Source organism: Pseudomonas sp. GV047, assembly GCF_003058245.1.
Classification (GTDB): Bacteria; Pseudomonadota; Gammaproteobacteria; order Pseudomonadales; family Pseudomonadaceae; genus Aquipseudomonas; species Aquipseudomonas marginalis.
Map to the genome: position 1 here is coordinate 1 of NZ_QCWA01000002.1, position 22,940 is coordinate 22,940.

At 61.4% G+C, this 22,940-nt stretch carries 21 protein-coding genes; 12 read left to right on the forward strand and 9 right to left on the reverse strand.

Features of this window, described 5'->3' with window-relative positions; all coding sequences use genetic code 11:
* The first annotated feature begins 242 nt into the window (after positions 1 to 242).
* A complete protein-coding gene (locus tag C8K58_RS05195; protein ID WP_015886213.1) occupies positions 243 to 1,217 on the forward strand; it encodes a serine/threonine protein kinase in 975 nt (324 codons plus the stop codon).
* A gap of 122 nt (positions 1,218 to 1,339) precedes the next feature.
* Positions 1,340 to 2,224, forward strand: a complete 885-nt coding sequence (gene rarD, locus C8K58_RS05200; protein WP_027605956.1) for an EamA family transporter RarD — start codon at positions 1,340 to 1,342, stop codon at positions 2,222 to 2,224.
* A 222-nt stretch (positions 2,225 to 2,446) separates the two neighbouring features.
* On the opposite strand, the gene C8K58_RS05205 is transcribed toward rarD, so the two are convergent.
* Positions 2,447 to 2,959: a glycine cleavage system protein R gene (locus C8K58_RS05205; RefSeq protein WP_027605957.1), complete on the reverse strand. Its 513-nt coding sequence runs from the start codon at positions 2,957 to 2,959 to the stop codon at positions 2,447 to 2,449.
* Between the two features lie 266 nt (positions 2,960 to 3,225).
* On the opposite strand from C8K58_RS05205, the gene C8K58_RS05210 reads away from it, so the two are divergent.
* The gene (locus C8K58_RS05210; protein WP_108573329.1) at positions 3,226 to 5,403 is read left to right on the forward strand and encodes a malate synthase G; all 2,178 of its coding nucleotides are present in this window, start codon (positions 3,226 to 3,228) and stop codon (positions 5,401 to 5,403) included.
* 252 nt (positions 5,404 to 5,655) lie between these two features.
* On the opposite strand, the gene C8K58_RS05215 is transcribed toward C8K58_RS05210, so the two are convergent.
* On the reverse strand, positions 5,656 to 6,048 hold the full coding sequence (locus C8K58_RS05215; RefSeq protein ID WP_027605959.1) for a hypothetical protein: 393 nt from the start codon (positions 6,046 to 6,048) through the stop codon (positions 5,656 to 5,658).
* A 130-nt stretch (positions 6,049 to 6,178) separates the two neighbouring features.
* Positions 6,179 to 6,625, reverse strand: coding sequence for a response regulator (locus tag C8K58_RS05220; RefSeq protein ID WP_027605960.1), 447 nt, complete (start codon positions 6,623 to 6,625; stop codon positions 6,179 to 6,181).
* A 246-nt stretch (positions 6,626 to 6,871) separates the two neighbouring features.
* On the opposite strand from C8K58_RS05220, the gene C8K58_RS05225 reads away from it, so the two are divergent.
* From C8K58_RS05225 to C8K58_RS05260, 8 genes are all read left to right on the forward strand, one after another.
* Positions 6,872 to 8,794 (forward strand): putative nucleotidyltransferase substrate binding domain-containing protein, encoded by a 1,923-nt coding sequence (locus C8K58_RS05225; protein ID WP_043293577.1) that lies wholly within the window; start codon positions 6,872 to 6,874, stop codon positions 8,792 to 8,794.
* Entirely contained in the window at positions 8,791 to 9,498 is a 708-nt protein-coding gene (locus C8K58_RS05230; RefSeq protein WP_027605962.1) for a PolC-type DNA polymerase III, read from the forward strand. The genes C8K58_RS05225 and C8K58_RS05230 overlap by 4 nt, the downstream gene beginning before the upstream one ends.
* Before the next feature lie 100 nt (positions 9,499 to 9,598).
* The gene (locus C8K58_RS05235; protein ID WP_027605963.1) at positions 9,599 to 10,117 is read left to right on the forward strand and encodes an RNA polymerase sigma factor; all 519 of its coding nucleotides are present in this window, start codon (positions 9,599 to 9,601) and stop codon (positions 10,115 to 10,117) included.
* Positions 10,114 to 11,094, forward strand: coding sequence for a FecR domain-containing protein (locus C8K58_RS05240; RefSeq protein ID WP_027605964.1), 981 nt, complete (start codon positions 10,114 to 10,116; stop codon positions 11,092 to 11,094). The genes C8K58_RS05235 and C8K58_RS05240 overlap by 4 nt, the downstream gene beginning before the upstream one ends.
* A gap of 86 nt (positions 11,095 to 11,180) precedes the next feature.
* Positions 11,181 to 13,613 (forward strand): TonB-dependent siderophore receptor, encoded by a 2,433-nt coding sequence (locus C8K58_RS05245; protein ID WP_027605965.1) that lies wholly within the window; start codon positions 11,181 to 11,183, stop codon positions 13,611 to 13,613.
* A gap of 62 nt (positions 13,614 to 13,675) precedes the next feature.
* On the forward strand, positions 13,676 to 14,779 hold the full coding sequence (locus tag C8K58_RS05250) for a PepSY domain-containing protein (protein WP_027605966.1): 1,104 nt from the start codon (positions 13,676 to 13,678) through the stop codon (positions 14,777 to 14,779).
* Positions 14,776 to 14,958, forward strand: a complete 183-nt coding sequence (locus C8K58_RS05255; RefSeq protein ID WP_092355556.1) for a hypothetical protein — start codon at positions 14,776 to 14,778, stop codon at positions 14,956 to 14,958. The genes C8K58_RS05250 and C8K58_RS05255 overlap by 4 nt, the downstream gene beginning before the upstream one ends.
* 169 nt (positions 14,959 to 15,127) lie before the next feature.
* Positions 15,128 to 15,757, forward strand: a complete 630-nt coding sequence (locus tag C8K58_RS05260) for a glutathione S-transferase (protein ID WP_092355559.1) — start codon at positions 15,128 to 15,130, stop codon at positions 15,755 to 15,757.
* Between the two features lie 186 nt (positions 15,758 to 15,943).
* Here C8K58_RS05260 and creD read toward each other — a convergent pair whose 3' ends face one another.
* Genes creD through C8K58_RS05280 form a run of 4 tightly spaced genes read right to left on the reverse strand, consistent with a single transcriptional unit; the run spans position 15,944 to position 19,986 of the window.
* Positions 15,944 to 17,317 carry a cell envelope integrity protein CreD gene (gene creD / locus C8K58_RS05265; RefSeq protein WP_027605969.1) on the reverse strand — a complete coding sequence of 458 codons (1,374 nt, stop codon included), beginning with the start codon at positions 17,315 to 17,317 and terminating at the stop codon, positions 15,944 to 15,946.
* A 51-nt stretch (positions 17,318 to 17,368) separates the two neighbouring features.
* On the reverse strand, positions 17,369 to 18,808 hold the full coding sequence (gene creC, locus C8K58_RS05270; protein ID WP_108573331.1) for a two-component system sensor histidine kinase CreC: 1,440 nt from the start codon (positions 18,806 to 18,808) through the stop codon (positions 17,369 to 17,371).
* Positions 18,808 to 19,476, reverse strand: coding sequence for a two-component system response regulator CreB (gene creB / locus C8K58_RS05275; RefSeq protein ID WP_027605971.1), 669 nt, complete (start codon positions 19,474 to 19,476; stop codon positions 18,808 to 18,810). Before creB ends, creC begins: the two co-directional genes overlap by 1 nt.
* Positions 19,477 to 19,485: 9 nt before the next feature.
* Positions 19,486 to 19,986, reverse strand: coding sequence for an ATP-dependent zinc protease (locus C8K58_RS05280; RefSeq protein WP_027605972.1), 501 nt, complete (start codon positions 19,984 to 19,986; stop codon positions 19,486 to 19,488).
* A 173-nt stretch (positions 19,987 to 20,159) separates the two neighbouring features.
* On the opposite strand from C8K58_RS05280, the gene C8K58_RS05285 reads away from it, so the two are divergent.
* The gene (locus tag C8K58_RS05285; protein ID WP_027605973.1) at positions 20,160 to 21,038 is read left to right on the forward strand and encodes an acyltransferase; all 879 of its coding nucleotides are present in this window, start codon (positions 20,160 to 20,162) and stop codon (positions 21,036 to 21,038) included.
* A gap of 22 nt (positions 21,039 to 21,060) precedes the next feature.
* Here the strand turns inward: C8K58_RS05285 and C8K58_RS05290 are convergent, their stop codons facing one another.
* Entirely contained in the window at positions 21,061 to 21,876 is an 816-nt protein-coding gene (locus tag C8K58_RS05290; RefSeq protein ID WP_133822108.1) for a hypothetical protein, read from the reverse strand.
* Between the two features lie 203 nt (positions 21,877 to 22,079).
* On the reverse strand, positions 22,080 to 22,652 hold the full coding sequence (locus C8K58_RS05295) for a DUF2780 domain-containing protein (RefSeq protein ID WP_092355568.1): 573 nt from the start codon (positions 22,650 to 22,652) through the stop codon (positions 22,080 to 22,082).
* Between the last annotated feature and the right edge of the window lie 288 nt (positions 22,653 to 22,940).

Here is a 22,940-nt window from a genome sequence, read left to right on the forward strand (position 1 = left end):
AGGGCATGATCAGTTACCTCCTGATCATGCGTATTAGCCTGTAAACCATGTCCCCGGTTAGAAATGTAAACGATGTCCCCGGTTTGTACCGGGGCAAGCCCCCTCCCACACTGGAGATAAACGCGGTCACCTGTGGGAGGGGGCTTGCCCCCGATGACAATGGCACAGGCGCCCCCTATCTCCAGCCTGGTGCGGTACCATACCCGGCCGGACGCGGCGCCCTGCTGCGCGCAGGAGTTCGCATGGCCCATCCGTTTGAAACCCTCACCCCCGACCTGGTACTCGACGCTGTCGAAAGCATCGGTTTCCTCAGCGACGCTCGCGTTCTGGCGCTCAACAGCTACGAAAACCGCGTGTATCAGGTGGGCATCGAAGACTCCGAACCGCTGATCGCCAAGTTCTACCGCCCCCAGCGCTGGACCAACGAAGCGATCCTCGAAGAGCACCGTTTCACCTTCGAGTTGGCCGAGTGCGACGTGCCGGTGGTCGCGCCGATGATTCATAACGGCGAAAGCCTGTTCGAACACGCCGGTTTCCGCTTCACCCTGTTCCCCCGCCGTGGCGGCCGCGCACCGGAGCCGGGCAACCTTGACCAGCTTTATCGCCTTGGGCAACTGCTCGGCCGCTTGCACGCCGTGGGTTCCACCCGCCCGTTCGAACACCGCGAAGCCTTGGGTGTGAAGAACTTCGGTCACGACTCGCTCAATACGTTGCTCGAAGGCAATTTCATTCCCAAGAGCCTGCTGCCAGCCTACGAGTCCGTGGCCCGCGACCTGCTCAAGCGCGTGGAAGAGGTCTACAAAGCCACGCCGCACAAGAACATCCGCATGCACGGCGATTGCCACCCCGGCAACATGATGTGCCGTGATGAGATGTTCCACATCGTCGACCTCGACGATTGCCGCATGGGCCCGGCGGTGCAGGACTTATGGATGATGCTCGCCGGTGATCGCCAGGAATGCCTGGGCCAGCTGTCGGAACTGATGGACGGCTACCAGGAATTCCACGACTTCGACCCGCGTGAACTGGCGCTGATCGAGCCGCTGCGCGCGTTGCGCCTGATGCACTACAGCGCGTGGCTGGCACGGCGCTGGGATGATCCGGCTTTCCCCCACAGCTTCCCGTGGTTCGGCAGCGAGCGGTATTGGGGCGACCAGGTGCTGGCGCTGCGCGAGCAACTCTCAGCGCTCAACGAAGAGCCGCTGAAACTCTTCTGATTGCTTTTAATGTGGGAGGGAGCCCCTCCCACACAAAGCAGACCGCATTACCAAGCCAGTCCCATTGGTTGACAAATATCCTTACAATCGCCCTTTGTTAGCTGCCTAAGCAAGGATTACGCATGCAAGCCGCCAACCCCCGCAAGGGGTACATCCTGGGCCTGAGCGCCTATGTCATCTGGGGTCTGTTCCCGCTCTACTTCAAAGCCATCGCCAGTGTGCCCGCCGCCGAAATCATCGTGCACCGGGTGCTGTGGTCAGCGCTGTTCGGTGGTTTGCTGCTGATGGTGTGGAAGCACCCGGGCTGGTTCCGCGAACTGCGCGACAACCCCAGGCGCCTGGCAATCCTGGCACTCAGCGGTTCGTTGATCGCCGGTAACTGGCTGACCTATGTGTGGTCGGTGAACAGCGGGCGTATGCTTGAAGCCAGCCTGGGTTACTACATCAACCCGCTGGTGAATGTGCTGCTGGGCATGCTGCTCCTCGGCGAGCGCCTGCGCCGCCTGCAATGGGTGGCCGTGGGGCTGGCCGCAGTGGGTGTGGCGCAACAGGTGTGGCAGGTGGGCAGCTTGCCGTGGGTATCGTTGGTACTGGCGCTGACCTTCGGTTTCTACGGCCTGATCCGCAAGCAGGCGCCGGTCAAGGCGCTGCCGGGGCTGGTGGTGGAGACCTGGATGCTGGTGCCGATTGCGGTGGCCTGGTTGTTGTTCAACCCGTCGGCCCACAGTGCGCAACTGGCGTTCTGGAGCACATCCGAAGCCTGGTGGCTGGTGGCGGCCGGCCCGGTGACGTTGATCCCGCTGGTGTGCTTCAACGCCGCCGCACGGCATTTGCCCTACACCGCCTTGGGCTTTTTGCAGTATGTGGCACCGACCCTGGTGTTGCTGGAAGCGGTGCTGCTGTTCGGTGAGCACCTGGCGTCAAGCACGCTGATCGCGTTTGCCTTTATCTGGGCCGGGCTGGTGGTCTACAGCGTCGATGCCTGGTTGAGCGTGCGCAAACGCTGATCAAATAACGTACAAACCTCTGCAAGCCCCAGCCGGCCTGGCTTGCAGAGATCCACCCCAAGGTTATCCACAACCTGGTCCCCGCCATTTGTGCACAAGCCCTTGAAATTGCTCGTTTTTTGCGCAGTTGGCGGAGAAGCCCGGTGGGCGTGGCCTGGCGCCGGGTCTCTACAGGTTATCCACAGGCCCATGCAAGATTTCCATGCATAACCTTGTGGGTGGTTATTCCTCGCTGTGCAGTTCCACCATCAGATCATCCGCCAGGGTTTCCAGGGATTCCTGCAACGCCTCCAAGGACAAGCTCGACGGCACCTGCAACAACGCCTCGGCGCTGAACAGCGGATCACCGCTCATCGGTGCCGGGCGTACATCGGTGCTCAAGCGCTCCAGGTTGACGCCCTGCTTGCTCAACAGCGCCGTGATCTCGCGCACGATGCCCGAGCGGTCGTTGCCCAGCAGCGTCATCACGATCGACTTGGACGCCGATGCCTGGCCACTGCTGCCCTCGCCCACCAGCACGCGAATACCGTGTGTGGATAAATCCTCCAAAGCCCCCACCAAGGCCTGACGACTCTCGGCAGGCACGCTGACCCGCAGGATCCCGGCAAACTGCCCGGCCATATGCGCCATTCGGCTTTCCAACCAGTTGCCGCCGTGGGCCGCGATATTCTGCGCGATGCGTTCCACCAGGCCGGGTTTGTCGGCGGCGATAATAGTGAGTACAAGATGGTCCATGGCGAAGCCCTCTGAATTCAATCTACAAGGTGGACCCGGGGGCCCGCGAAAACAAATCGTGTACCATTTTTATATTTATCTGGAACAATCCAATAGTTTTTTGAGAACATCCGGTTCTCCGCTGTGACCGTACGACCAAAGTGGGTCGCTAAACGACGTATTTAGTCTAATTTTCACAACCGCAAGTCATCATGTAGTATGCCCTCCCGTGCACTACATAATGAAAATCCGAAACAGCGCATTAGCTCCGCAGAGTGAGGCAAGCAATGACTGAACACGTTCAAGTCGGTGGCCTGCAGGTCGCCAAAGTCCTGTTCGACTTCGTGAACAACGAAGCCATTCCCGGTACCGGCATCACTGCCGACCAGTTCTGGGCCGGTGCCGACAAGGTCATCCACGACCTGGCACCGAAGAACAAAGCCCTGCTCGCCAAACGCGACGATTTCCAGGAGCGGATCGATACCTGGCACCAGACCCACGCCGGCCAGGCCCATGACCCGGTGGCCTACAAAGCCTTCCTGCAAGACATCGGATATCTGCTGCCAGAAGCCGCAGACTTCCAGGCCTCGACCCAAAACGTCGATGACGAGATCGCCCGCATGGCCGGCCCGCAGCTGGTGGTGCCGGTGATGAACGCCCGCTTCGCCCTCAACGCGTCCAATGCACGTTGGGGCTCGCTGTACGACGCCCTGTATGGCACCGACGCCATCAGCGAAGCCGACGGCGCCGAGAAGGGCAAGGGCTACAACAAAGTGCGTGGCGACAAGGTCATTGCCTTCGCCCGCGCCTTCCTCGACGAAGCCGCGCCGCTGAGCGCCGGCAGCCATGTCGACTCCACCGGCTACAAGATCGTCGACGGCAAGCTGATCGTCAGCCTCAAGGGCGGCAGCAACAGCGGCCTGCGTGACGACGCGCAGTTGATCGGTTTCCAGGGCCCTGCGGCCGAGCCGATCGCGATCCTGCTGAAACATAACGGCCTGCACTTCGAAATCCAGATCGACGCCAGCACCCCGGTTGGCCAGACCGATGCCGCCGGTGTCAAAGACGTGCTGATGGAAGCCGCACTCACCACCATCATGGACTGCGAAGACTCCGTCGCCGCCGTCGATGCCGATGACAAGGTGGTGATCTACCGCAACTGGCTCGGCCTGATGAAGGGCGACCTCGCCGAAGAAGTGGCCAAGGGCGGCAAGACCTTCACCCGCACCATGAACGCCGACCGCGTCTACACCGGCGTCGACGGCCAGGACGTGACGCTGCACGGCCGTTCGCTGCTGTTCGTGCGTAACGTTGGCCACTTGATGACCATCGACGCGATCCTTGACAAACACGGCAACGAAGTACCGGAAGGCATCCTCGACGGCCTGCTCACCAGCCTGGCGGCGATCCACAGCCTCAACGGCAACAACACACGCAAGAACAGCCGCACCGGCTCGGTGTACATCGTCAAGCCGAAGATGCACGGCCCGGAAGAAGCCGCGTTCACCAACGAGCTGTTCGGCCGCATCGAAGACGTGCTGAACCTGCCACGCAACACCCTCAAGGTCGGGATCATGGACGAGGAGCGCCGCACCACGGTCAACCTCAAGGCCTGTATCAAGGCCGCCAGCGAGCGCGTGGTGTTTATCAACACCGGCTTCCTCGACCGCACCGGTGACGAGATCCACACCTCCATGGAAGCCGGCGCGATGGTGCGCAAGGCGGCGATGAAGGCGGAAAAATGGATCGGCGCCTACGAGAACTGGAACGTCGATATCGGCTTGAGCACCGGCCTGCAAGGCCGTGCGCAGATCGGTAAAGGCATGTGGGCGATGCCCGACCTGATGGCAGCGATGCTTGAACAGAAAATCGCCCACCCACTGGCCGGCGCCAACACCGCCTGGGTGCCATCGCCGACGGCCGCCGCACTGCACGCGCTGCACTACCACAAGGTCGACGTATTCGCACGCCAGGCCGAACTGGCCAAGCGCGAACGCGCGTCGGTGGACGACATCCTCACCATTCCCCTGGCCAGCAACACCGATTGGTCCGACGAAGAAATCCGTAACGAACTGGACAACAACGCCCAGGGCATCCTCGGCTATGTCGTGCGCTGGATCGACCAAGGCGTGGGCTGCTCGAAAGTGCCGGACATCAATGACGTCGGCCTGATGGAAGACCGCGCCACCCTGCGCATCTCCAGCCAGCACATTGCCAACTGGCTGCGCCACGGCATCGTCAACGAAGCCCAGGTGATGGAAAGCCTCAAGCGCATGGCGCCGGTGGTGGACCGTCAGAATGCCGGGGATGCGCTGTACCGCCCACTGGCACCGGATTTCGACAGCAATATCGCGTTCCAGGCAGCGGTGGAGTTGGTGATTGAAGGGACCAAACAGCCGAATGGCTATACCGAGCCGGTGTTGCACCGTCGGCGTCGGGAGTTCAAGGCCAGGAATGGCCTTTGAGTAAAAGCTAGCAATGCCGAAGCCCTGATCACTCGATCAGGGCTTCGGTCTTGATATCCACCATTATTTAATCGCGGCACTCAATCAGAATTGCCTATTATCAAGACCAGCTTGAATCAGAGACCGCAGGTCGATTAGAAACTTTGCAACCCCAGCAACTGACTTGCTTAATCCAAAACCTCATAAATAACTGCTGAATATAAAGAGCCCTGAAGATAAGGACTCTTTATTTACATTGAAAAAAGCTAATAACTAGACCGTCATATCATATTTACCATAGAACGTCGCAGTTCCACCCGACCCGGTAACGGTCACATTTTTCAGCTCACCCTTAAAGGTTCCACCGGTAACAGTCACGCTGATTGTTCCACCGGTTACATTGTCAAAATCTGCGCCTGCCGGACTCTTGTACTCGAGACCAAAAGACCCCGCTGGCAGTTCATTCAGTCCATCCGACAAGCGCTTGCCGTATTGAATACGCAGCTCCACGCTATTCACTTCCATATGAATATAAAATCGATCTCCAGAAAAGTAATTCGCGTGAAAGCCTTCAGAGTGCCCGTCCGTTACGACGGTGATGGTTGATGACCCGGAGCCACGATGGGACTGCTCAATCTTGCTAACCGTTTGTTTTTCAGTACTCATGATAAACTCCTGTTTAACTCATCAAGTAGGGGCATCGATCCCAACCAGCCCCCTCGCAACGATTAAACAGGCCACGCTTAAAACGCCGATACTGTGAAATCTGACAGTCCCGACCAACGGTGTCAGCCGTCTACTGCGCCATCCCCAACTCCCGCTTGACCAGCTTCGCCAACTTCACGCTGTCGATCGGCTTGAGCAAAAAATCCACCACACTCAAATGCATCGCATCAATCACATCCGGCGCTTCGGCATCCCCCGACATGATGATGATCGGCAGCGCCGCGCGGGTGGATTCGCGCACCTGCTTGATCAACTCCAGACCATTGCTGGGTTTCATGCGCAGATCGGTGATCAGCAAACCGATGGAACTGCTGGACTTCAATAAATCCCACGCGGCCTCGCCACTGTCGGCCGTCATGCAGCGAATACCGTCCAAGCCCAGGATCTCCGCCAGCAGTTCACGCGCGTCCTTGTCGTCATCAACAATCAACACGCGTTGTGGCGGTAAATCAGGCTCCAGCATCACGGCGCTGAGCGCCTCGCGCTCGGCATCACTCAAAATATCGTGGTCGGACATACGTTTCTCAGCGGTTTTCGACAATCTTCCAGCACACTCGTCAGACATCTGCGGAAGGGCGTTCAATGTGCACTTCGTCGGAAAGTTTGCCTAGTGGGTGTTCTACGGGGTTTGGACGATAGTCGTGTAAGGTTTTTCCCTAGTTCTGCGGCGTTTTCATCGACCTAGACTTACGTCCAATGGGCACCCGCCGCTCAGGAGTCGACCATGCAGGACGATAACGACAAAAAAATTGCGGTCATGGTTATGAGTAAAGCTGATGCCTTCGCCCAGGCGGGAAAAACTGCTGTCTTGCAGAACATCCACGGCACCCTGCAGTTCCTGCAACGCTTCCCACCGTTCAACCAGATGGAAAACGCGCACCTGGCGTTTCTGGTGGAACAGTGCCAACTGCGCTTCTTCGGCCCCGGCGAGAGCATCCTCAAGCCGTCGGGCGGGCCGGTGGAACACTTCTACATCGTCAAGCAGGGCCGCGTCGTGGGTGAACGGCCGGACGCCACGCAAGCCACCTTCGAAATCACCACCGGCGAGTGTTTCCCCCTCGCTGCATTGTTAGGTGAACGTGCCACCCGCACCGAGCATAAAGCCGCCGAAGACACCTTCTGCCTGCAACTGAACAAGCCGGCCTTTATCAAGCTGTTCGCGCTGTCCAGCCCGTTCCGCGACTTCGCCCTGCGCGGTGTCAGCAGCCTGCTCGACCAGGTCAACCAGCAAGTGCAGCAAAAAGCCGTGGAAACCCTCGGCACCCAATATTCCTTGAATACCCGCCTGGGCGAATTGGCGATGCGCCATCCGGTCACCTGCAGCCCGCAGACACCGTTGCGTGAAGCGGTAACGCTGATGCATGAGCAGCAGGTGGGCAGCATTGTGATTGTCGATGAACACAAGGCGCCCCTGGGCATTTTCACCCTGCGCGACCTGCGCCAGGTGGTGGCCGACGGCACCGGCGACTTCAGCCAGGGCATTGAAGGCCATATGACCCAGGCGCCGTTCTTTTTAACGCCGGACCACAGCGCCTTCGATGCGGCCATCGCCATGACCGAGCGGCATATCGCCCACGTCTGCCTGGTCAAGGACCAGCGCCTGTGCGGCGTGGTGTCCGAGCGCGACCTGTTTTCCCTGCAACGGGTCGACCTGGTGCACCTGGCCCGCACCATCCGCAATGCGCCACGGGTGGAGAACCTGGTAGCGCTGCGCGGTGAGATCGGCCAACTGGTGGAGCGCATGCTCGCCCATGGCGCGTCGTCGACCCAGATCACCCACATCATTACCCTGCTCAACGATCACACCGTGTGCCGGGTGATCGAGCTGACCCTGGCCGAAAAAGGCGACCCCGGCGTGCCGTTCAGTTGGCTGTGTTTCGGCAGCGAAGGCCGGCGCGAGCAGACGCTGTACACCGACCAGGACAACGGCATCCTGTTCGAAGCCAGGGACGCGGTGGAAGCCGCCGAGATTCGCGGGCGGTTGCTGCCCCTGGCACAGCAGATCAACCAGAGCCTGGCGCTGTGCGGGTTCAGCCTGTGCAAGGGCAACATCATGGCCGGTAATCCCGAGCTGTGCCTCTCGCGGGCGGAATGGGCGCGGCGGTTTGCGGCGTTTATTCGCGAGGCGACGCCGGAGAACCTGCTGGGCTCGAGTATCTATTTCGACCTGCGCGTGGTGTGGGGCGATGAACGCGGCTGTGAGCAACTGCGCCAGGGCATTCTCGACCAGGTCGGGGATAACCGGCTGTTCCAGCGCATGCTGGCCGAGAATGCCTTGCGCCAGCGCCCGCCTGTAGGGCGTTTCCGCGATTTTGTGCTGACCCGCAAAGGCGCGGAAAAGGCCACCCTCGACCTCAAGGTGCAGGGCCTGACCCCCTTTGTCGACGGCGCACGCCTGTTGGCCCTGGCCAACGGCATCCACGCCAATAATACCCTGGAGCGCCTGCGCCAGCTGGTGGTCAAGGAAGTGATCGAGCCCCTGGACGGCGCCGCCTATGAAGAGGCCTATCACTTTATCCAGCAAACCCGTATGCAGCAGCATCAGTTGCAGACCCGCGAGAACCAGCCGTACTCCAACCGCGTCGACCCCGACAGCCTCAACCACCTGGACCGCCGCATCCTGCGCGAATCCCTGCGCCAGGCCCAGCGCCTGCAAAGCAGCCTGACCTTGCGGTATCAGCTGTGAGCTTGTTTGACTGGCTGCGCGCGGCCAAGCCCAGACTCGATACAACGCAACAACGGCGCCTGGAGCAATTACCCAGGCCCGTAGTGTTGGGCGACAGCACGTTGCGCAGCCAGCGTTGGGTGGTGGTGGACCTGGAAACCAGCGGCCTGAATCTCAACCGTGACCAGGTGCTGTCCATCGGCGCGGTGGTGATCGAGGACGGCGCAGTGGATTTTTCCCAACTGTTCGAGCGCACCCTGCACCGCGCCGACACCAAACTCAGCCCCAGTGTGCTGATCCACGGCCTCGGCCCCAGCGCCATCGCGGCGGGCAGCGACCCGGCCGAGGCCCTGCTGGACTTCATGGAGTTCGTCGGCGACAGCCCGCTGCTCGCCTTCCACGCACCATTCGATCAACACATGCTGGGCCGCGCGCTCAAGGACAGCCTGGGGTATCGCCTGGCCCATCCGTTCCTCGATGTAGCCGACATCGCCCCGCTGCTGTGCCCCGAGGCGCATATCCGCGAGGCCGGCCTGGACGACTGGATCAACCACTTCAACCTGCACGTGGGCGAACGCCATCACGCCAGCGCCGATGCCCTGGCCACGGCGGAGCTGATGCTGATCCTGTTCAGCCGCGCGCGTCAGCAGCAGATCGACACGCCTCAGGCGCTGCAGGAGCGTTTGAGCCAATGGAAACGGCGTAAACACGCGCCATCGTTTTAATGTCATCTCCCGACGGACGCCAATTGCGCCCGCTCCACGCCTCTGACACAATCGCGAATAATTCTCGTTAGTTTAAACCTTTTGTTTATTCGGTGATGCCTTGTCGTCGGTCCAGAACCCACACAGTGAGCTTGTTGGTGCGTTGTATCGCGACCATCGTGGCTGGCTGTTGGCCTGGCTGCGGCGCAATGTGGCCTGCCCGAGCCGTGCCGAAGACCTGAGCCAGGACACCTTCATGCGCCTGCTCGGGCGTGACGAGTTGCGCGAGCCCCGCGAACCACGGGCATTTCTGGTGGCCATCGCCAAGGGTTTGCTGTTCGACTACTTCCGCCGCGCGGCCCTTGAACAGGCCTACCTCAGCGAACTGATGCTGATCCCGGAAAGCGAACACCCATCGCCGGAAGAACAGCAACTGATCCTCGAAGACCTCAAGGCCATCGACCGCCTGCTCGGCAAGCTGTCGAGCAAGGCCCGCGCCGCCTTCCTGTATAACCGCCTCGACGGCCTGGGCCATGCCGAAATTGCCCAGCGCCTGGGGGTGTCGGTGCCGCGTGTGCGCCAGTACCTGGCCCAGGGCATTCGCCAGTGCTACATCGCCCTGTATGGCGAGCCGCTGTGAACGTGATCAGCTCCAAGCCCGTGTCGGCCCGTGTCCTGGATGCGGCCATTGCCTGGCAGTTGTCCCTCGATTCGGGTGATGGCAGCGCGGTAGAGCGCGAAGAATTCAGCAAATGGCTGGCCAGCGATGAGGAGCACGCCCGTGCCTGGCGTCAACTGGGCATGCTCGACCAGCGTTTCAGCGTGGCCTCGGGCCCGGCGCGGGCGGCGTTGTTGCAGTCGCGCGAAGGCATTCGCCAGCGCGTGCGCAAGCTCGGCAGCGGCCTGGCGAGCATTGCCCTGGTGTGCGGCCTGGCGTTGTTTGCCGGCGAGCGCTACGTGCCGATCCACTATTGGCTGGCCGACCAGCGCACCGCCACCGGGGAGCAGCGCACGCTGAAACTGGCGGACGGTACGTTGATCAACCTCAACACCCACAGCGCCATCGACGTGCGCTTCGATGAGAAGCGCCGGCTGATCGTGTTGCAGGAAGGCGAAATCCTCGTCGAAACCGGCCACAACGATGCGCGCCCGTTTTATGTGCAAACCCGCGACGGCAGCCTGCGCGCGCTGGGCACGCGGTTTATCGTCAAGCGCGAAGACGACGCGACGCGCCTGAGCGTGCTGCAATCGGCGGTGGGCGCCCAGCCCGAAGCGCTGCAACGGGAACAGGTGTTCAAGGCAGGCCAACAAGTGTTGATGCGCAGTGACGGCCTCGGCCCCGCACTGGCCGTCACCCCCGCCAGCGATGCCTGGACGCGCGGTATGCTGGTGGTCGACAACGCCCGTCTGGGCGATGTGGTGCAGGAACTCAGTCGCTACCGCAGCGGCCATCTGGGTGTGGATAAAACCGTGGCGGACCTGCGCATCACCGGCAGCTTCCCGCTGCACGACACCACCCTGGCGCTCAACGCGCTGCTGCCCACCCTGCCGGTGCAGATCGAACAGCACACGCCGTGGTGGGTGACGGTTGTCGCCAAGACACCTGAGGCCAAATAAAAAATATTTTCCACCGGCCCTATCACTTTTGAAATCTCGCTCGGCACATAGGCAATTGCGAATTACTTCCATTCAGGAGCCGCCCTATGTCCCGCACGCTAGACACCTTGTTGCGCCCCAGCCTGTTAGCCGTGGCCATTGCCCTCAGCGCCCCGCTGGCCAGCACTGCGCTGATTGCCGCCGAACAAGCCTCCAGCGTGCGCGCCTACAACCTGCCGGCCGCTTCATTGGCCAGCACCCTGAACCAGATCGCCAGCCAGGCCGGCCTGGCGCTGACCCTCAACCCAGCGTTGGCCTCAGGCAAGACCTCGGCCCCGGTCCAGGGCCAGTTCGATGCACCGGGTGCACTGCGTGAAGCCTTGCGTGGCACCGGGTTGCAGCTGGAGCAGAGCAGCGCGGGCACGTACACGCTGGTGGCGGTTCCGGAGGGGGTGATGGCGCTGCCGGTGACTAACATCACAGGGCAAGATGGCAACCAGGAAAGTGCCTGGGGCCCGGTACAAGGCTACCTGGCCACACGGACCGCCGCCGGCACCAAGACCGACACCGCCCTGGTGGAGGCCCCGCGTTCGATCTCCGTGGCCACCCGCGAGCAAATGCAGGATCGCAACGTGCAGAACCTGGACGACGCGGTCAAATACATGCCCGGCATCGTGTCCGCCAGCTATGGCAGCGACACCCGCTACGACTGGATGCGCGTGCGCGGCTTCGAGCCCACCCAGTTCCTCGATGGTCTGCCACTGCCGCGCGGTGTGTACGCCAACCCCAAAGCGGAAACCTGGAACCTCGACCGCCTCGCGCTGCTGCGTGGCCCGGCCTCGTCGGTGTACGGCCAGACCCCACCGGGCGGCCTGCTGGACATGGTCAGCCGACGCCCCAGCGCAGAGTCGAGCAACGCCATCCAGGTGCAATACGGCAGCGACAACTACCGCCAGATCAACTTCGCCAGCACCGGCAAGATCGATGATGAAGGCCAATTCCTCTATGGCCTCAGCGGCGTGGTACGCGATGCCGGCACCCAGGTCGATCACATCGACAACAAACGCTACAACATTGCGCCGAGCCTGACCTGGAACATCGATACCGACACCAAGCTGACCCTGCTCTCGCAGTTCACCCGTGACGATACCGGGACCACCAGCCAGTTCATGCCGATCCAGGGCACCAAGATCAAATCGCCGCTGGGCGAGGTCTCCCACCACAAGAACCTGGGCGACCCGGACTACGAGTTCTACGATCGCACCTACTACGCGCTGGGCTATGCCTTCGAGCATCGTTTCAACGATACCTGGCAGTTCAAGCAAAACCTGCGCTATACCAAGTCGGATCTGTCGTTCCAGCAACTGACCGTGGGTTCCTACGCGTTCTCCCCCGCGGATGCAGCGGGCAATATCAGCCGCTCGACCACCAACGTCGACGAGGACATCGGCCAGTTCGCGGTGGATAACAACTTCCAGGCAGACTTTGCCACTGGCGATGTCATCCACACCCTGCTGCTCGGCCTGGACCACCAGCGCACCGATACCTCCTATCGCGCGATATTCGGGACGGCCTCGGGCACCAATATTTTCAACCCGATCAATACCCAGCCAACCCTGCGCCCGACCGATGTCCGACCTTTTTACGACTACAACCAGAAAACCGTGCAGACCGGTCTCTACGTGCAGGACCAGATGGCCCTGGATAAGTGGCGCCTGACCCTGGGCGGGCGTGAAGATTGGGTGCATCAGGGCACCACCTACTTCAACGACAGCGATGCGACCAACACTGACCGCATCAAACACTTCAGCGGCAACGCGGCGCTGAGCTATGTATTCGACTCGGGCTTCGTACCCTACTTGTCCTACGCCGAGTCGTTTCAACCGGCGAGCAACGCCGATACAAACGCGCTCAAGACGTTCAAGCCCACCGAAGGCAAGCAGTGGGAAATGGGGGTCAAGTATCAGCCGCCCGGCTCCAATACGTTGCTCAGTGCAGCGGTCTACGACCTGACCCAGAAGAATGTGCAGGTGACCACCCTCGGCGCTGGGGGCCAGCAAATCAACAGCCAGACCGGCGAAGTGAAGGTCAAGGGCCTGGAGTTGGAAGCCGTGTCCGATGTGACCGAGAACCTCAAGGTCATCGCCGCCTATACCTTGGCAAAATCCGAAGTGCAGAAAGGCATCTACAAAGGCAACCGCCTGACACTGATGCCCAACCAGCAAGCCTCGTTGTGGACCGACTACACCTGGCACACCGGTGTGCTTGACGGTTTCGGCATCGGCTTTGGCGCCCGTTACACCGGCAACACCTATGGCGACCAGGCCAACACCTGGCTGGGAAAGGCCAACGCCTATACCGTGTTTGACGGTGCGGTGCATTACGACCTGGGCCGCCTGGACAACAGCCTTAAGGGTGCATCAGTCAAGTTGAACGCCACCAACCTGTTCAACAAGGACTACCTGTCGACCTGTGATGGCAACTACTGCTACTTCGGCGACCAGCGCAGCGTCGTCGCCAGCGCCACCTACCAATGGTAATCGGCTGAGTTAACCATCGGGCCGCCCTTGTGGGCGGCTTTGGCGTGTCTGAAGGCTAGAACATGAAAAGCAAAACCATCCGCCGCTGGTCCTTCATCCACACCTGGACCAGCCTGATCTGCACGGTGTTCCTGCTGCTGCTCGCCCTCACCGGCCTGCCGCTGGTGTTTCACCATGAGATCGACCACCTGCTGGGCAACGAGCCCGAGCTGGCGCAGATGCCTGCCGATACGCCACAGCTCGACCTTGAGCAACTGGTGAGCAAGGCCCAGGCCCATCGCCCGGGCGAGGCCATGCAATACCTGGCGTGGGATGAAGATGACAAGAACGGCGTGATCGCGATCATGGCCGCCACAGCGGGGACCGAGCCCAACTCGTCCCACACCTTCATGCTCGACGCGCGCACCGGTGATGCGGTCGAGATGCCGTCGGCCAATGGCGGGTTCACCCTGTTCCTGCTGCGCCTGCATGTGGATATGTTCGCCGGCCTGCCGGGCAAGTTGCTGCTGGCATTCATGGGCGTTCTGTTTGTGCTGGCGATTGTCTCGGGCACGGTGCTGTACCTGCCGTTCATGCGCCGCTTGAAGTTCGCCACCGTGCGCCAGGACAAGTCCACGCGCCTGCGCTGGCTCGACCTGCACAACCTGATTGGCGTGGTCACGTTGACCTGGGCGCTGGTGGTGGGCGTGACCGGCGTGATCAGCGCCTGTGCCGACTTGATCATCGCCGCCTGGCGCACCGACAGCCTCAGCGCGATGATCGAACCCTACAAAAACGCCCCGCCTCTGACCCAACGCGCCCCCGCGAGCGAGCTGCTGAGCATCGCCGCCAAGGCCGCGCCCGGCATGCAGCCGGACTTTATCGCCTTCCCCGGCACACGCTTTTCCAGCGAGCACCATTACGCGGTGTTCATGAAGGGCAGCACACACCTGACCTCGCACCTGCTCACGCCGGTCCTGATCGACGCCAGCACCCTGGCCGTCACCGCCATCGCCGAACGGCCGTGGTACATGGACGCCATGGGCATGTCGCAGCCACTGCACTTCGGTGACTACGGCGGCATGCCGATGAAGATCCTCTGGGCGGCGCTGGATGTGCTGACCATCGTCGTCCTGGTGAGTGGGATTTACTTGTGGATCGTGCGGCGCAAGGCGGGCAAGGCATGAAGCCAAGGCAGTCGAGTTTCTGGAAGGTATTTGGCATTCCCCTGGGGATTGGCCTGCTCAGCGCCGCCGGGTTGTTTGCGGCGTTGCTGGGGGATGGGCTGTGGGATTCGTTGAGTTGGGTGGGGTTGGGTATCCCGGCCGCCATTGGCATTTGGGCGTTGTTCAAGCGGCGTGGCTGAGGGCGCTATCGGGGGCAAGCCCCCTCCCACAGTTGACCGCGTGGTTATGACGAACGCGGGACACATGTGGGGATTGCCCCCGATGAGGCCCTCAAAAACACCCGCACTCCCCCTCGCCAGCCACCGCGCAACCCTCTAGGCTAGCCACAGTCCATTGTGAGGTTCGCCCATGTCCGCTCCCAGCATGACCTTATTCCACAACCCCGCGTCACCGTTCGTGCGTAAAGTCCGCGTGCTGCTGGCTGAAACCGGCCAGCAGGACCGCGTCGCCCTGCATGGCTGCATGCCGACCCCGGTCAACCCCGATGCGCAGCTGGTGCAAGACAACCCCGTGGGCAAGATCCCGGCTCTGCGCCTGGCCGACGGCAGCGTGCTGCACGACAGCCGGGTGATCCTCGATTACTTCGACCACCAGCACGTCGGCAACCCGCTGATCCCCCGCGATGGCTCGGCCCGCTGGCGGCGCCTGACCCTGGCTTCGATAGCCGACGGCATCATGGATGCCGCCGTGCTGGTGCGCTACGAGACCGCCCTGCGCCCGGTGGAAAAACACTGGGCGCCGTGGCTCGACGAGCAGCGCAACAAGATCCACCGCGCCCTCGCCGAGCTGGAACAGGACGCCATCGCCGAGCTGACCAGCCACTTCGATATCGCCTCGATCAGCGTGGCCTGCGCCTTGGGTTACCTCGACTTCCGCCATCCGGACATGCACTGGCGCTCGGACAACCCCAAGCTGGCCGCCTGGTACGCCGAGGTCAGCCAGCGACCTTCGATGCTGGAGACCCAGCCGCCCGTGTGACGTTCACACCGACCCAATGTGGGAGCGGGCTTGCCCGCAATCGCGGTATGTCATTCAGCACAGCTGTTTCTGAACCACCGCTATCGCGGGCAAGCCCACTCCCACATTGGACGGTGGTGGTATTGAGGAATGTAACGATCCTTGCGGCTAACTGCGCCCCCACTTGCTGATCCTCCCGCAACCCGATCATTGCACCGCCTCCAGGTCGAACTGCAGCGGCTCGGCCGCCTTGCGCTTGCCCACGCCATACCAATCCAGTTTGCGCGTCAGCACCATCACCGTACCCAGCAGCCCGAACAGCAGCAGCGAGCCCATCAGCAGTGCGTAGTCCTCGGCACTCAACAGCCCGTACAGCAAGCCATACAGCGCCGCCAGCCCCGCCGAAAACCCCAGGCCATGGGCAACGCTGCGCAGCACGTGGCACACGTAGAAGCCGATCAACAGCACGCAGGCACTCGCCGAAATCAGGTAGGCCAAGGCAAAACCCAGGTGCTCGGACAACGACAACAACAGCAGGTAGAAGAACGCCAAGGCAACGCCCACCAATGCGTACTGGACGGGGTGCACCGCCAGGCTCTTGAGCACTTCGAACAGGAAGAAACCGGCAAAGGTCAGGGCGATGAACAGCAGCGCGTATTTGATCGCGCGGTCGCTCTTGAGGTACTGGTCCACCGGGTCGATGAAGTTCACGCCGAAGCTGCGGTTGTTGAAGTCGTTGCAGCCCTGGCCGTCCAGGCAGGTTTGCAGGGCCTGTTCGAGGTTGGTGGAAAAGAATGAGGTCTGCCAGTTGGCCGTGAAGCCGTTGTCAGTCACTTCGCGCTGGGCCGGCAGGAAGTTGCCGATAAAGCTGGGGTGCGGCCAGTTGGAGGCCAGGGACACCTGGCTGGTCTTGCCTACCGGCACCACTTGCAGTTGCTCGGTGCCTTGCAGGCGCAGGTCGAAGGCGAAGTCCACTACAGCCGGTTTCCTGCTGTCCTGCTCCGGCAATGCCACATGCACGCCCTCCCCCAGCCAGTCCACTTGGGAGCCCGGTTCGAACTCCAGGCGCTGGCTGCCCAGCTCCAGCTTCAGCGCATTTTCGATGCCGCGAATATCGCTGATCCCCACCGCCAGAAACGCCGGTTCGAAGCGGTAATCGGCAAAGTCTTCGGTGATGCCCAACTGCGCAGGCAGCTCGAAACGCCCGCTGATACGGTTGTCGGCATGGAACAGCCGCGCCTGGTAAATCCCCCGTGCGCGCAGTTCGGTCTGCACCTTGCCGTCGAGCTCAAAACGGTCCGGCAGGAAATACAGGCGACCCCGCTCTTCACGGGTGACCTCGTAGCGCTTGTTGAGCTTTTCATTGAGCTTCCACTCGCGCACGGTCTTGCGATACGGCACCACCATCACCGGGCCGGTGAGGCGCTGGGCGTAGCTGGAACTGCGGGCGATGTCCATCAGGACGCCGTCGCGCAGTTGCTGGCGGTCACTGATGATGCCGTTGATCATCAGTAACGGAATCAGCAACAGCAGGATCAGCAGCGCAATCGCGCCAAGTTTGAAAAGCAGGCTGCGGTTCATGGGTATCTCCCTGTTTTGATGGGGAGAGTCTGGGCAGCCTGTGTGGGGGATTTATGTGGGCAATGTGGAGACTGTGTGGAGATGCAGCACCACGTGCACACCGCCCGGCACATTGCCGATCTGCAAGGCGCCGCCGTGCAGCTTCATGACTTCCTCGACAAAGTTGAGGCCCAGGCCGGTGCTCTTGCGCCCGCTGCCGGGACGTGGCAAGGAATAGAAGCGCTCGCTGAGGCGCGGCAGGGCGTAATCCGGGATCGGTGCGGCCTGATTGAACAGGCTCACCTGCACGTCGTTGTGCAGCGTCTGTGCGCTGAATCTCAACACGCCACCGGGCGGAGTGAAGTCCAGCGCGTTGTCCAGCACGTTACCCAGGGCCTGGCGCAGCAGGAAGGGTTCGCCAAACACCTTCACATCAGCGGCAATCGTCTGTTCGACGTGCAACCCGGCACCTTCGATTCGCGCACATTGGGCGTTGAGTACAGCGTCGACCAAGGCCGCCAGCGGGATACTCGCCTGCGCCTCCAAACCCTGGCGTTGCTCGACCTGCGCCAGGTTCAGCAGGCGTTCGATCAACTGCTGCAGGCGCGCGCTTTCGCTGTCGATATTGCCGACGAAGCGCTGCTGCTGTTCGCGGCTCATCTCGCCCTGCAACAGCTCGGCCGCGCCGCGAATCGCGGCCAGCGGGCTTTTCAATTCATGGGTCAGGGTGTGCACGTAATGTTCGACGTAGGCCTTGCCCTCCAGTTGCGTGCGCATGTGCTCGACGGCGGTGGACAGCTGCTTCAGCTCGCCGCCGCGATAATGCGGCAGCTCCGCCCTTCGACCTTCACTGACGGCTTCGGCGTAGGCGGTCAGGCGACGCAGCGCAACGCTCAGCCACCACGACAGCAACGCACCGAGCAACAGGCCGAGGATAACCAGGCCCGCGCCGTACCACAGCAGGCGGCGTTCAGTGCGGTCGACATACGGCTGCAACGAGCTGTTGGGCTTGGCCACGGTGACCACGCCGATGATCTGCCCGTTATCGCGGATCGGCGCGCCGACGTGCATCACCGATGAGGTGGGGTCATCCGCTGCACTGCGAGTGGAGCGCGCGCCGTATTCGCCGCGCAGGGTCAGGTAGACGTCGTTCCACTTCGAGTAGTCCTGGCCCACGGCTTCGCCCGTGGAGTCGAGCAGCACGGTGCCCTTGGCGTCGGTCACGTAGATACGGTGGTTGACCTGGTTTTTCGGCAAGCCCCAGATGGTCGCGCCGGGCTGGCGGTTGCCATAGGCCTTGAGCAATTCGGGCCAGTGGCTCTGGCCGAGGGTGCCGTTCTTCACGTCTTCGCGCAGGATTTCGGCCAACAGGTTGGCAGTGTCCACCAGGGTTTCTTCGGTGGACTGGCGCACGCCGGGGCGGATTTCCTTCATCACGGTGCTGAGCACGAAATAACCGGTGAGGCCGATAAACAGCGCATACACCAGGAAAATCCGCAGCCCCAGGCGCATCAGCTGTTGCTCGGGCTGTAGCTGTAGCCGAGGCCGCGATGGGTCTGGATCGGCTCGGCATCGGCGGCCACGCTGCGTAACTTGCTGCGCAGGCTCTTGATATGGCTGTCGATATTGCGCTCGTAACCGGCGTCGGCCGCCACGCCCACCGCGTCCAGCAACTGCTCGCGGCTGAACACCCGCTCGGGTTGCTCCAGCAGGCTTTGCAGCAGGCGGAATTCATGCCGGGTCAGGCTCAGGGGTTGGCCGCGATAGCTGATCTGCATGCGCTCCAGATCGACCTGGAACAGCGCCGGCGCCACACCGGGGCCGACGCGCTTGAGGATCGCCCGCACCCGCGCCGCCACTTCCCGTGGGCTGAACGGCTTGACCACGTAATCGTCGGCGCCGATCTCCAGCCCCACCACGCGGTCGATCTCGCCATCCCGCGCGCTGAGGAACATCACCGGCACTTCACTGAAACGGCGCAATTGCTTGCAGGTTTCAAAACCGCTGATGTCCGGCAGGCCGATGTCGAGGATGATCAGGTCGGCGGGGGTCTGGCGCTGATGGGCCAACGCCTCCTGGCCGAGGCTCAGCCAGGTGGTGGTAAAGCCCTCGCCTTGCAGGGCGAATATCAGCGTGTCGGCTATCGCCGCTTCGTCTTCGACAATCAGGATGTGGGGCATGGGTTCAAATCAGCAGTCCGGTTTGTCGGCAGTGTAGCGACGGGCCGGGTTTACTGCTGCGCCAAATTCACGCAAGGCCTTGGCGCCGATCAGCAACGGGTAATTGAAGCTGCTGCGGTCGGTGAGGTTGACCTCGACGGTACGCTTGACGTTGCCCAGGCACATTTCCAGGTCGATGACCGGGCGTTTGGCCACAGTGGCTTCGTCCTTGTCGTCGTCTTCATCGGCGCGGCTCTTGATCTTGCTGATGCGCGACACCTTGTGTTCGTAGACCTTGTTGGTGGCGTCCTTGCCGCCGAGGCGGAAGCGCACCCAGTCGTCACCGTCACGGGTGAAGGTCTCGATGTCACGGGCCGACAGCGAAGCGGTCAGCGCGCCGGTGTCCATCTTGGCCTTGAAGGTTTCGCCGATCTCCGGCAACTGGATGTATTCATAGCGACCGTAAAGGGTCGGCTCGGCGGCCATGACAGGCAGGGCAACCAGGGCGAGGGAGGCAAGAAGCAGTTTCACGAAGTGATTTCCTCGGAAAGAAGTAGGCGGATTCTAGACCGCAAAGACAGCACTTAGTTAGTCACGCCCACCATAACCGGCACATTGTGAAACATTCGTACGGCCATTTGCGATTTGGCCTCTAGACTCAGCTTGCTTATGATGGCCCGCCCACACGATTCCAAGAGTTACTTATGCGCCGCCTGCTCACCGGCTGTTTGGTTTCACTGCTGCTGTTGCTCAACACCCTCGTCCTGATCGGGCCACTGCTGGTGTTTGCCCTGCTCAAACTGGTGGCGCCCGGTCGCTATCGGGACTACGCCTCATGGGCGGTGATGTGGATCGCCGAGACCTGGGCCGAGATCGACAAGCTTATTTTCGCCTTGTGCATCCCCACCCAATGGGACATTCGCGGCGGTGATGAGCTGCGCGGAGACACCAGCTATCTGGTGATCAGCAACCATCAATCCTGGGTGGACATCCCGGCGCTGATCCAGGCCCTCAACCGCCGCACACCGTTCTTCAAATTCTTCCTGAAAAAAGAGCTGATCTGGGTGCCCTTCCTGGGCCTGGCCTGGTGGGCCCTGGATTACCCGTTCATGAAGCGCTACACCAAGGCGTTCCTGGCCAAACACCCGGAGCTGGCAGGGCAGGACTTGAAGATCACCAAGGAGGCGTGCGAGCTGTTCAAGCGCCAGCCGGTGACCGTGGTCAATTACCTCGAAGGCACGCGGTTCAGCGAGGCCAAGCGCAAGCAGCAGGCTTCGCCATTCACTCACTTGCTCAAGCCCAAGGCGGGCGGCGTGGCGTTTGTGCTGGCGGCAATGGGCGAACAACTGGACGCCGTGCTCGACGTGACCGTGGTGTATCCGCAGCAAAAGATTCCGGGGTTCTGGGAGTTGATCAGCGGCGCGGTGCCCAAGGTGATCATCGACATCCAGACCCGTGAGCTGGACCCGGCGTTGTGGCAGGGGGATTACGAGAATGATCCGGCGTTTCGCCAGACCGTCCAGAACTGGGTCAACCAGCTCTGGAGCGAAAAGGATCAGCGTATTCGGCGACTGCGTGGCTAAACGTTCCGAAGGTGCCTGCGTCTTAAGTATTCCTGAGGGCTGCCATGAGTTCCAGCTGTAAGTCAGCATCACTGCGCTGGGTGTTCGCAAGGAACGCTTCCAGGTCGGTCCGCAGGGCCGCAACGAACCGATCAATATCCTTTCCCGAACGGTCAGCATCGAGGAAAGCCCGCAGCTCGCAAATTACCTTATCCGCGACTGGATGGTCATGAAGGAAGCTCGCATGCTCTGTCAGTGCGTCCCAGCTGGCCAGATCCACCTTTCGTCCTTCCAGGTCTCTTATTACATTCGGATCGTTTTGCAGTTGCTCCGCCAACCTGGCCTGCGCCTTCAGATCATCGTCGGTCACGCCTTTTTGCCCACTATTGCCAGGCAAAATCCCAAGCTTGAGGTTCGGATCGTTTTGCAGTTGCTCCGCCAACTTGACCTGCGCCTTCAGATCATCGACCGTCACGCCTTTTTTCCCGCTATTGCCAGGCAAACTCTCAAGCTTGAGGTTCGGATCGTTTTGCAGTTGCTCCGCCAATTTGGCCTGCGCCTTCAGATCATCGACCGTCATGATGAGCGGTTGGTGTGGCTGGTTGCGCGGATGTTCAGGCGACCTTTCCGGCACGAAGTGCTGATGTAAACGGCGCAAGTCTGCGAGCAAATGCTTCGAGGCCTGCTCAGGGTTCTTGCCATGCATCACAGCATCCAGAGCATTGCGTAAATCCGAGATCAACCCGGACGGCAGGCCAAGCCGCTGATTCTTGGCAACGTCAACTGTGTGGTTCGGCTCATAACGTTCATAGGTAAAGTGAGAGGGCAGGGACAGTCCCGGCGTGGCGGTTGAATTCATGAGAGCACCATTGAAGTCAGTTGGATTGGCGTCCAACAGTCGCTTGTTGAGACAGCGAGTAAGGACAGTCCTGGGTGGTGCTCTTCTTTCCTACGGTTCCTGCCCTCTCATCAGAAAACGTTTCGCGGGAAAACTCGGCATTTCGAGACAAACAAAGGCGTCCTGATTGTAGGAGCGCCATTGCGTCGACTTCGACGGATGTATCAGCTACCGGTGCCCCACGCTTGCGCCAGCTTGCCGAGCACGGAGCTACTGGCACCCTGCCCGCCCAGATATTGCAGGATCACCGGGGCAAACTGGCCGACCATGCCACTGTCCATCCCCAGCGCACTGAACGCGGTGTTCAGGTCATTGGTGTTCTTCACGTTACCCAGCAAACCATCCAGGCCGCTGGTCTTGCTGCCGCCGGCCTGGCCGAGCATCCCGCTCAAGGCCCCGAGGCTGCCCAATGCATTGTTACCCGAGAGTTGGTCGAGGCCCGGCACGCTGTTGCCCAGTTGCGAATAGTCGTTGCCACTCAATTTGTTCTTGGCCAGGCCCAGCATGGCACCAGTACCGCCAACGGCCTGCTCGGGGGTGATGTTCAGTTGCGAGGTCAGGGCGCTGAGCAGGCCAGCCGTTTCAGACGACGGTGCGGCAGCTGCGGCTTTGTTATTGCCCCCTTGCATGCCTGCGATGGCATTGGCCGCATCGCCAAGGCTGAACCCCGCGGCAAACACCGGAGTGGCGGCCAGGCTCATCAGGCAGGAAAGGGCGAAACCGCGTGAAATCTTCATTGGAGCAACCTCTGGATGTAGGGGTGAACGCAGGCGTTGGACTGGGTATCCCGTCGGTTGTTCCAGGCACCTCTGCAACCCCATCGGAATAAGCCGGCCTGAATCCGCGTCAGCAGCAATCGATCAGCAACCCCGGGGGACTGATAGTGAGCTCGGAAAGCAAAGGAGGATCAGTGAGTAAGCGGCCAACGGGCACGACCGTATACCAAGTGCGTTGGCCAACCGTAGATATCCCAAACACGAAAACCCAAATGTGGGAGGGAGCAAGCCCCTTCCCACATTTGGGTT

Coding starts and splice junctions, on each gene's coding strand:
- C8K58_RS05195 (WP_015886213.1), top strand. CDS start 243: ATGGCCCATCCGTTTGAAACCCTCACCCCCGACCTGGTACTCGACGCT.
- rarD (WP_027605956.1), top strand. CDS start 1,340: ATGCAAGCCGCCAACCCCCGCAAGGGGTACATCCTGGGCCTGAGCGCC.
- C8K58_RS05205 (WP_027605957.1), bottom strand. CDS start 2,959: ATGGACCATCTTGTACTCACTATTATCGCCGCCGACAAACCCGGCCTG.
- C8K58_RS05210 (WP_108573329.1), top strand. CDS start 3,226: ATGACTGAACACGTTCAAGTCGGTGGCCTGCAGGTCGCCAAAGTCCTG.
- C8K58_RS05215 (WP_027605959.1), bottom strand. CDS start 6,048: ATGAGTACTGAAAAACAAACGGTTAGCAAGATTGAGCAGTCCCATCGT.
- C8K58_RS05220 (WP_027605960.1), bottom strand. CDS start 6,625: ATGTCCGACCACGATATTTTGAGTGATGCCGAGCGCGAGGCGCTCAGC.
- C8K58_RS05225 (WP_043293577.1), top strand. CDS start 6,872: ATGAGTAAAGCTGATGCCTTCGCCCAGGCGGGAAAAACTGCTGTCTTG.
- C8K58_RS05245 (WP_027605965.1), top strand. CDS start 11,181: ATGTCCCGCACGCTAGACACCTTGTTGCGCCCCAGCCTGTTAGCCGTG.
- C8K58_RS05250 (WP_027605966.1), top strand. CDS start 13,676: ATGAAAAGCAAAACCATCCGCCGCTGGTCCTTCATCCACACCTGGACC.
- C8K58_RS05255 (WP_092355556.1), top strand. CDS start 14,776: ATGAAGCCAAGGCAGTCGAGTTTCTGGAAGGTATTTGGCATTCCCCTG.
- C8K58_RS05260 (WP_092355559.1), top strand. CDS start 15,128: ATGTCCGCTCCCAGCATGACCTTATTCCACAACCCCGCGTCACCGTTC.
- creD (WP_027605969.1), bottom strand. CDS start 17,317: ATGAACCGCAGCCTGCTTTTCAAACTTGGCGCGATTGCGCTGCTGATC.
- creC (WP_108573331.1), bottom strand. CDS start 18,808: ATGCGCCTGGGGCTGCGGATTTTCCTGGTGTATGCGCTGTTTATCGGC.
- creB (WP_027605971.1), bottom strand. CDS start 19,476: ATGCCCCACATCCTGATTGTCGAAGACGAAGCGGCGATAGCCGACACG.
- C8K58_RS05285 (WP_027605973.1), top strand. CDS start 20,160: ATGCGCCGCCTGCTCACCGGCTGTTTGGTTTCACTGCTGCTGTTGCTC.
- C8K58_RS05290 (WP_133822108.1), bottom strand. CDS start 21,876: ATGAATTCAACCGCCACGCCGGGACTGTCCCTGCCCTCTCACTTTACC.
- C8K58_RS05295 (WP_092355568.1), bottom strand. CDS start 22,652: ATGAAGATTTCACGCGGTTTCGCCCTTTCCTGCCTGATGAGCCTGGCC.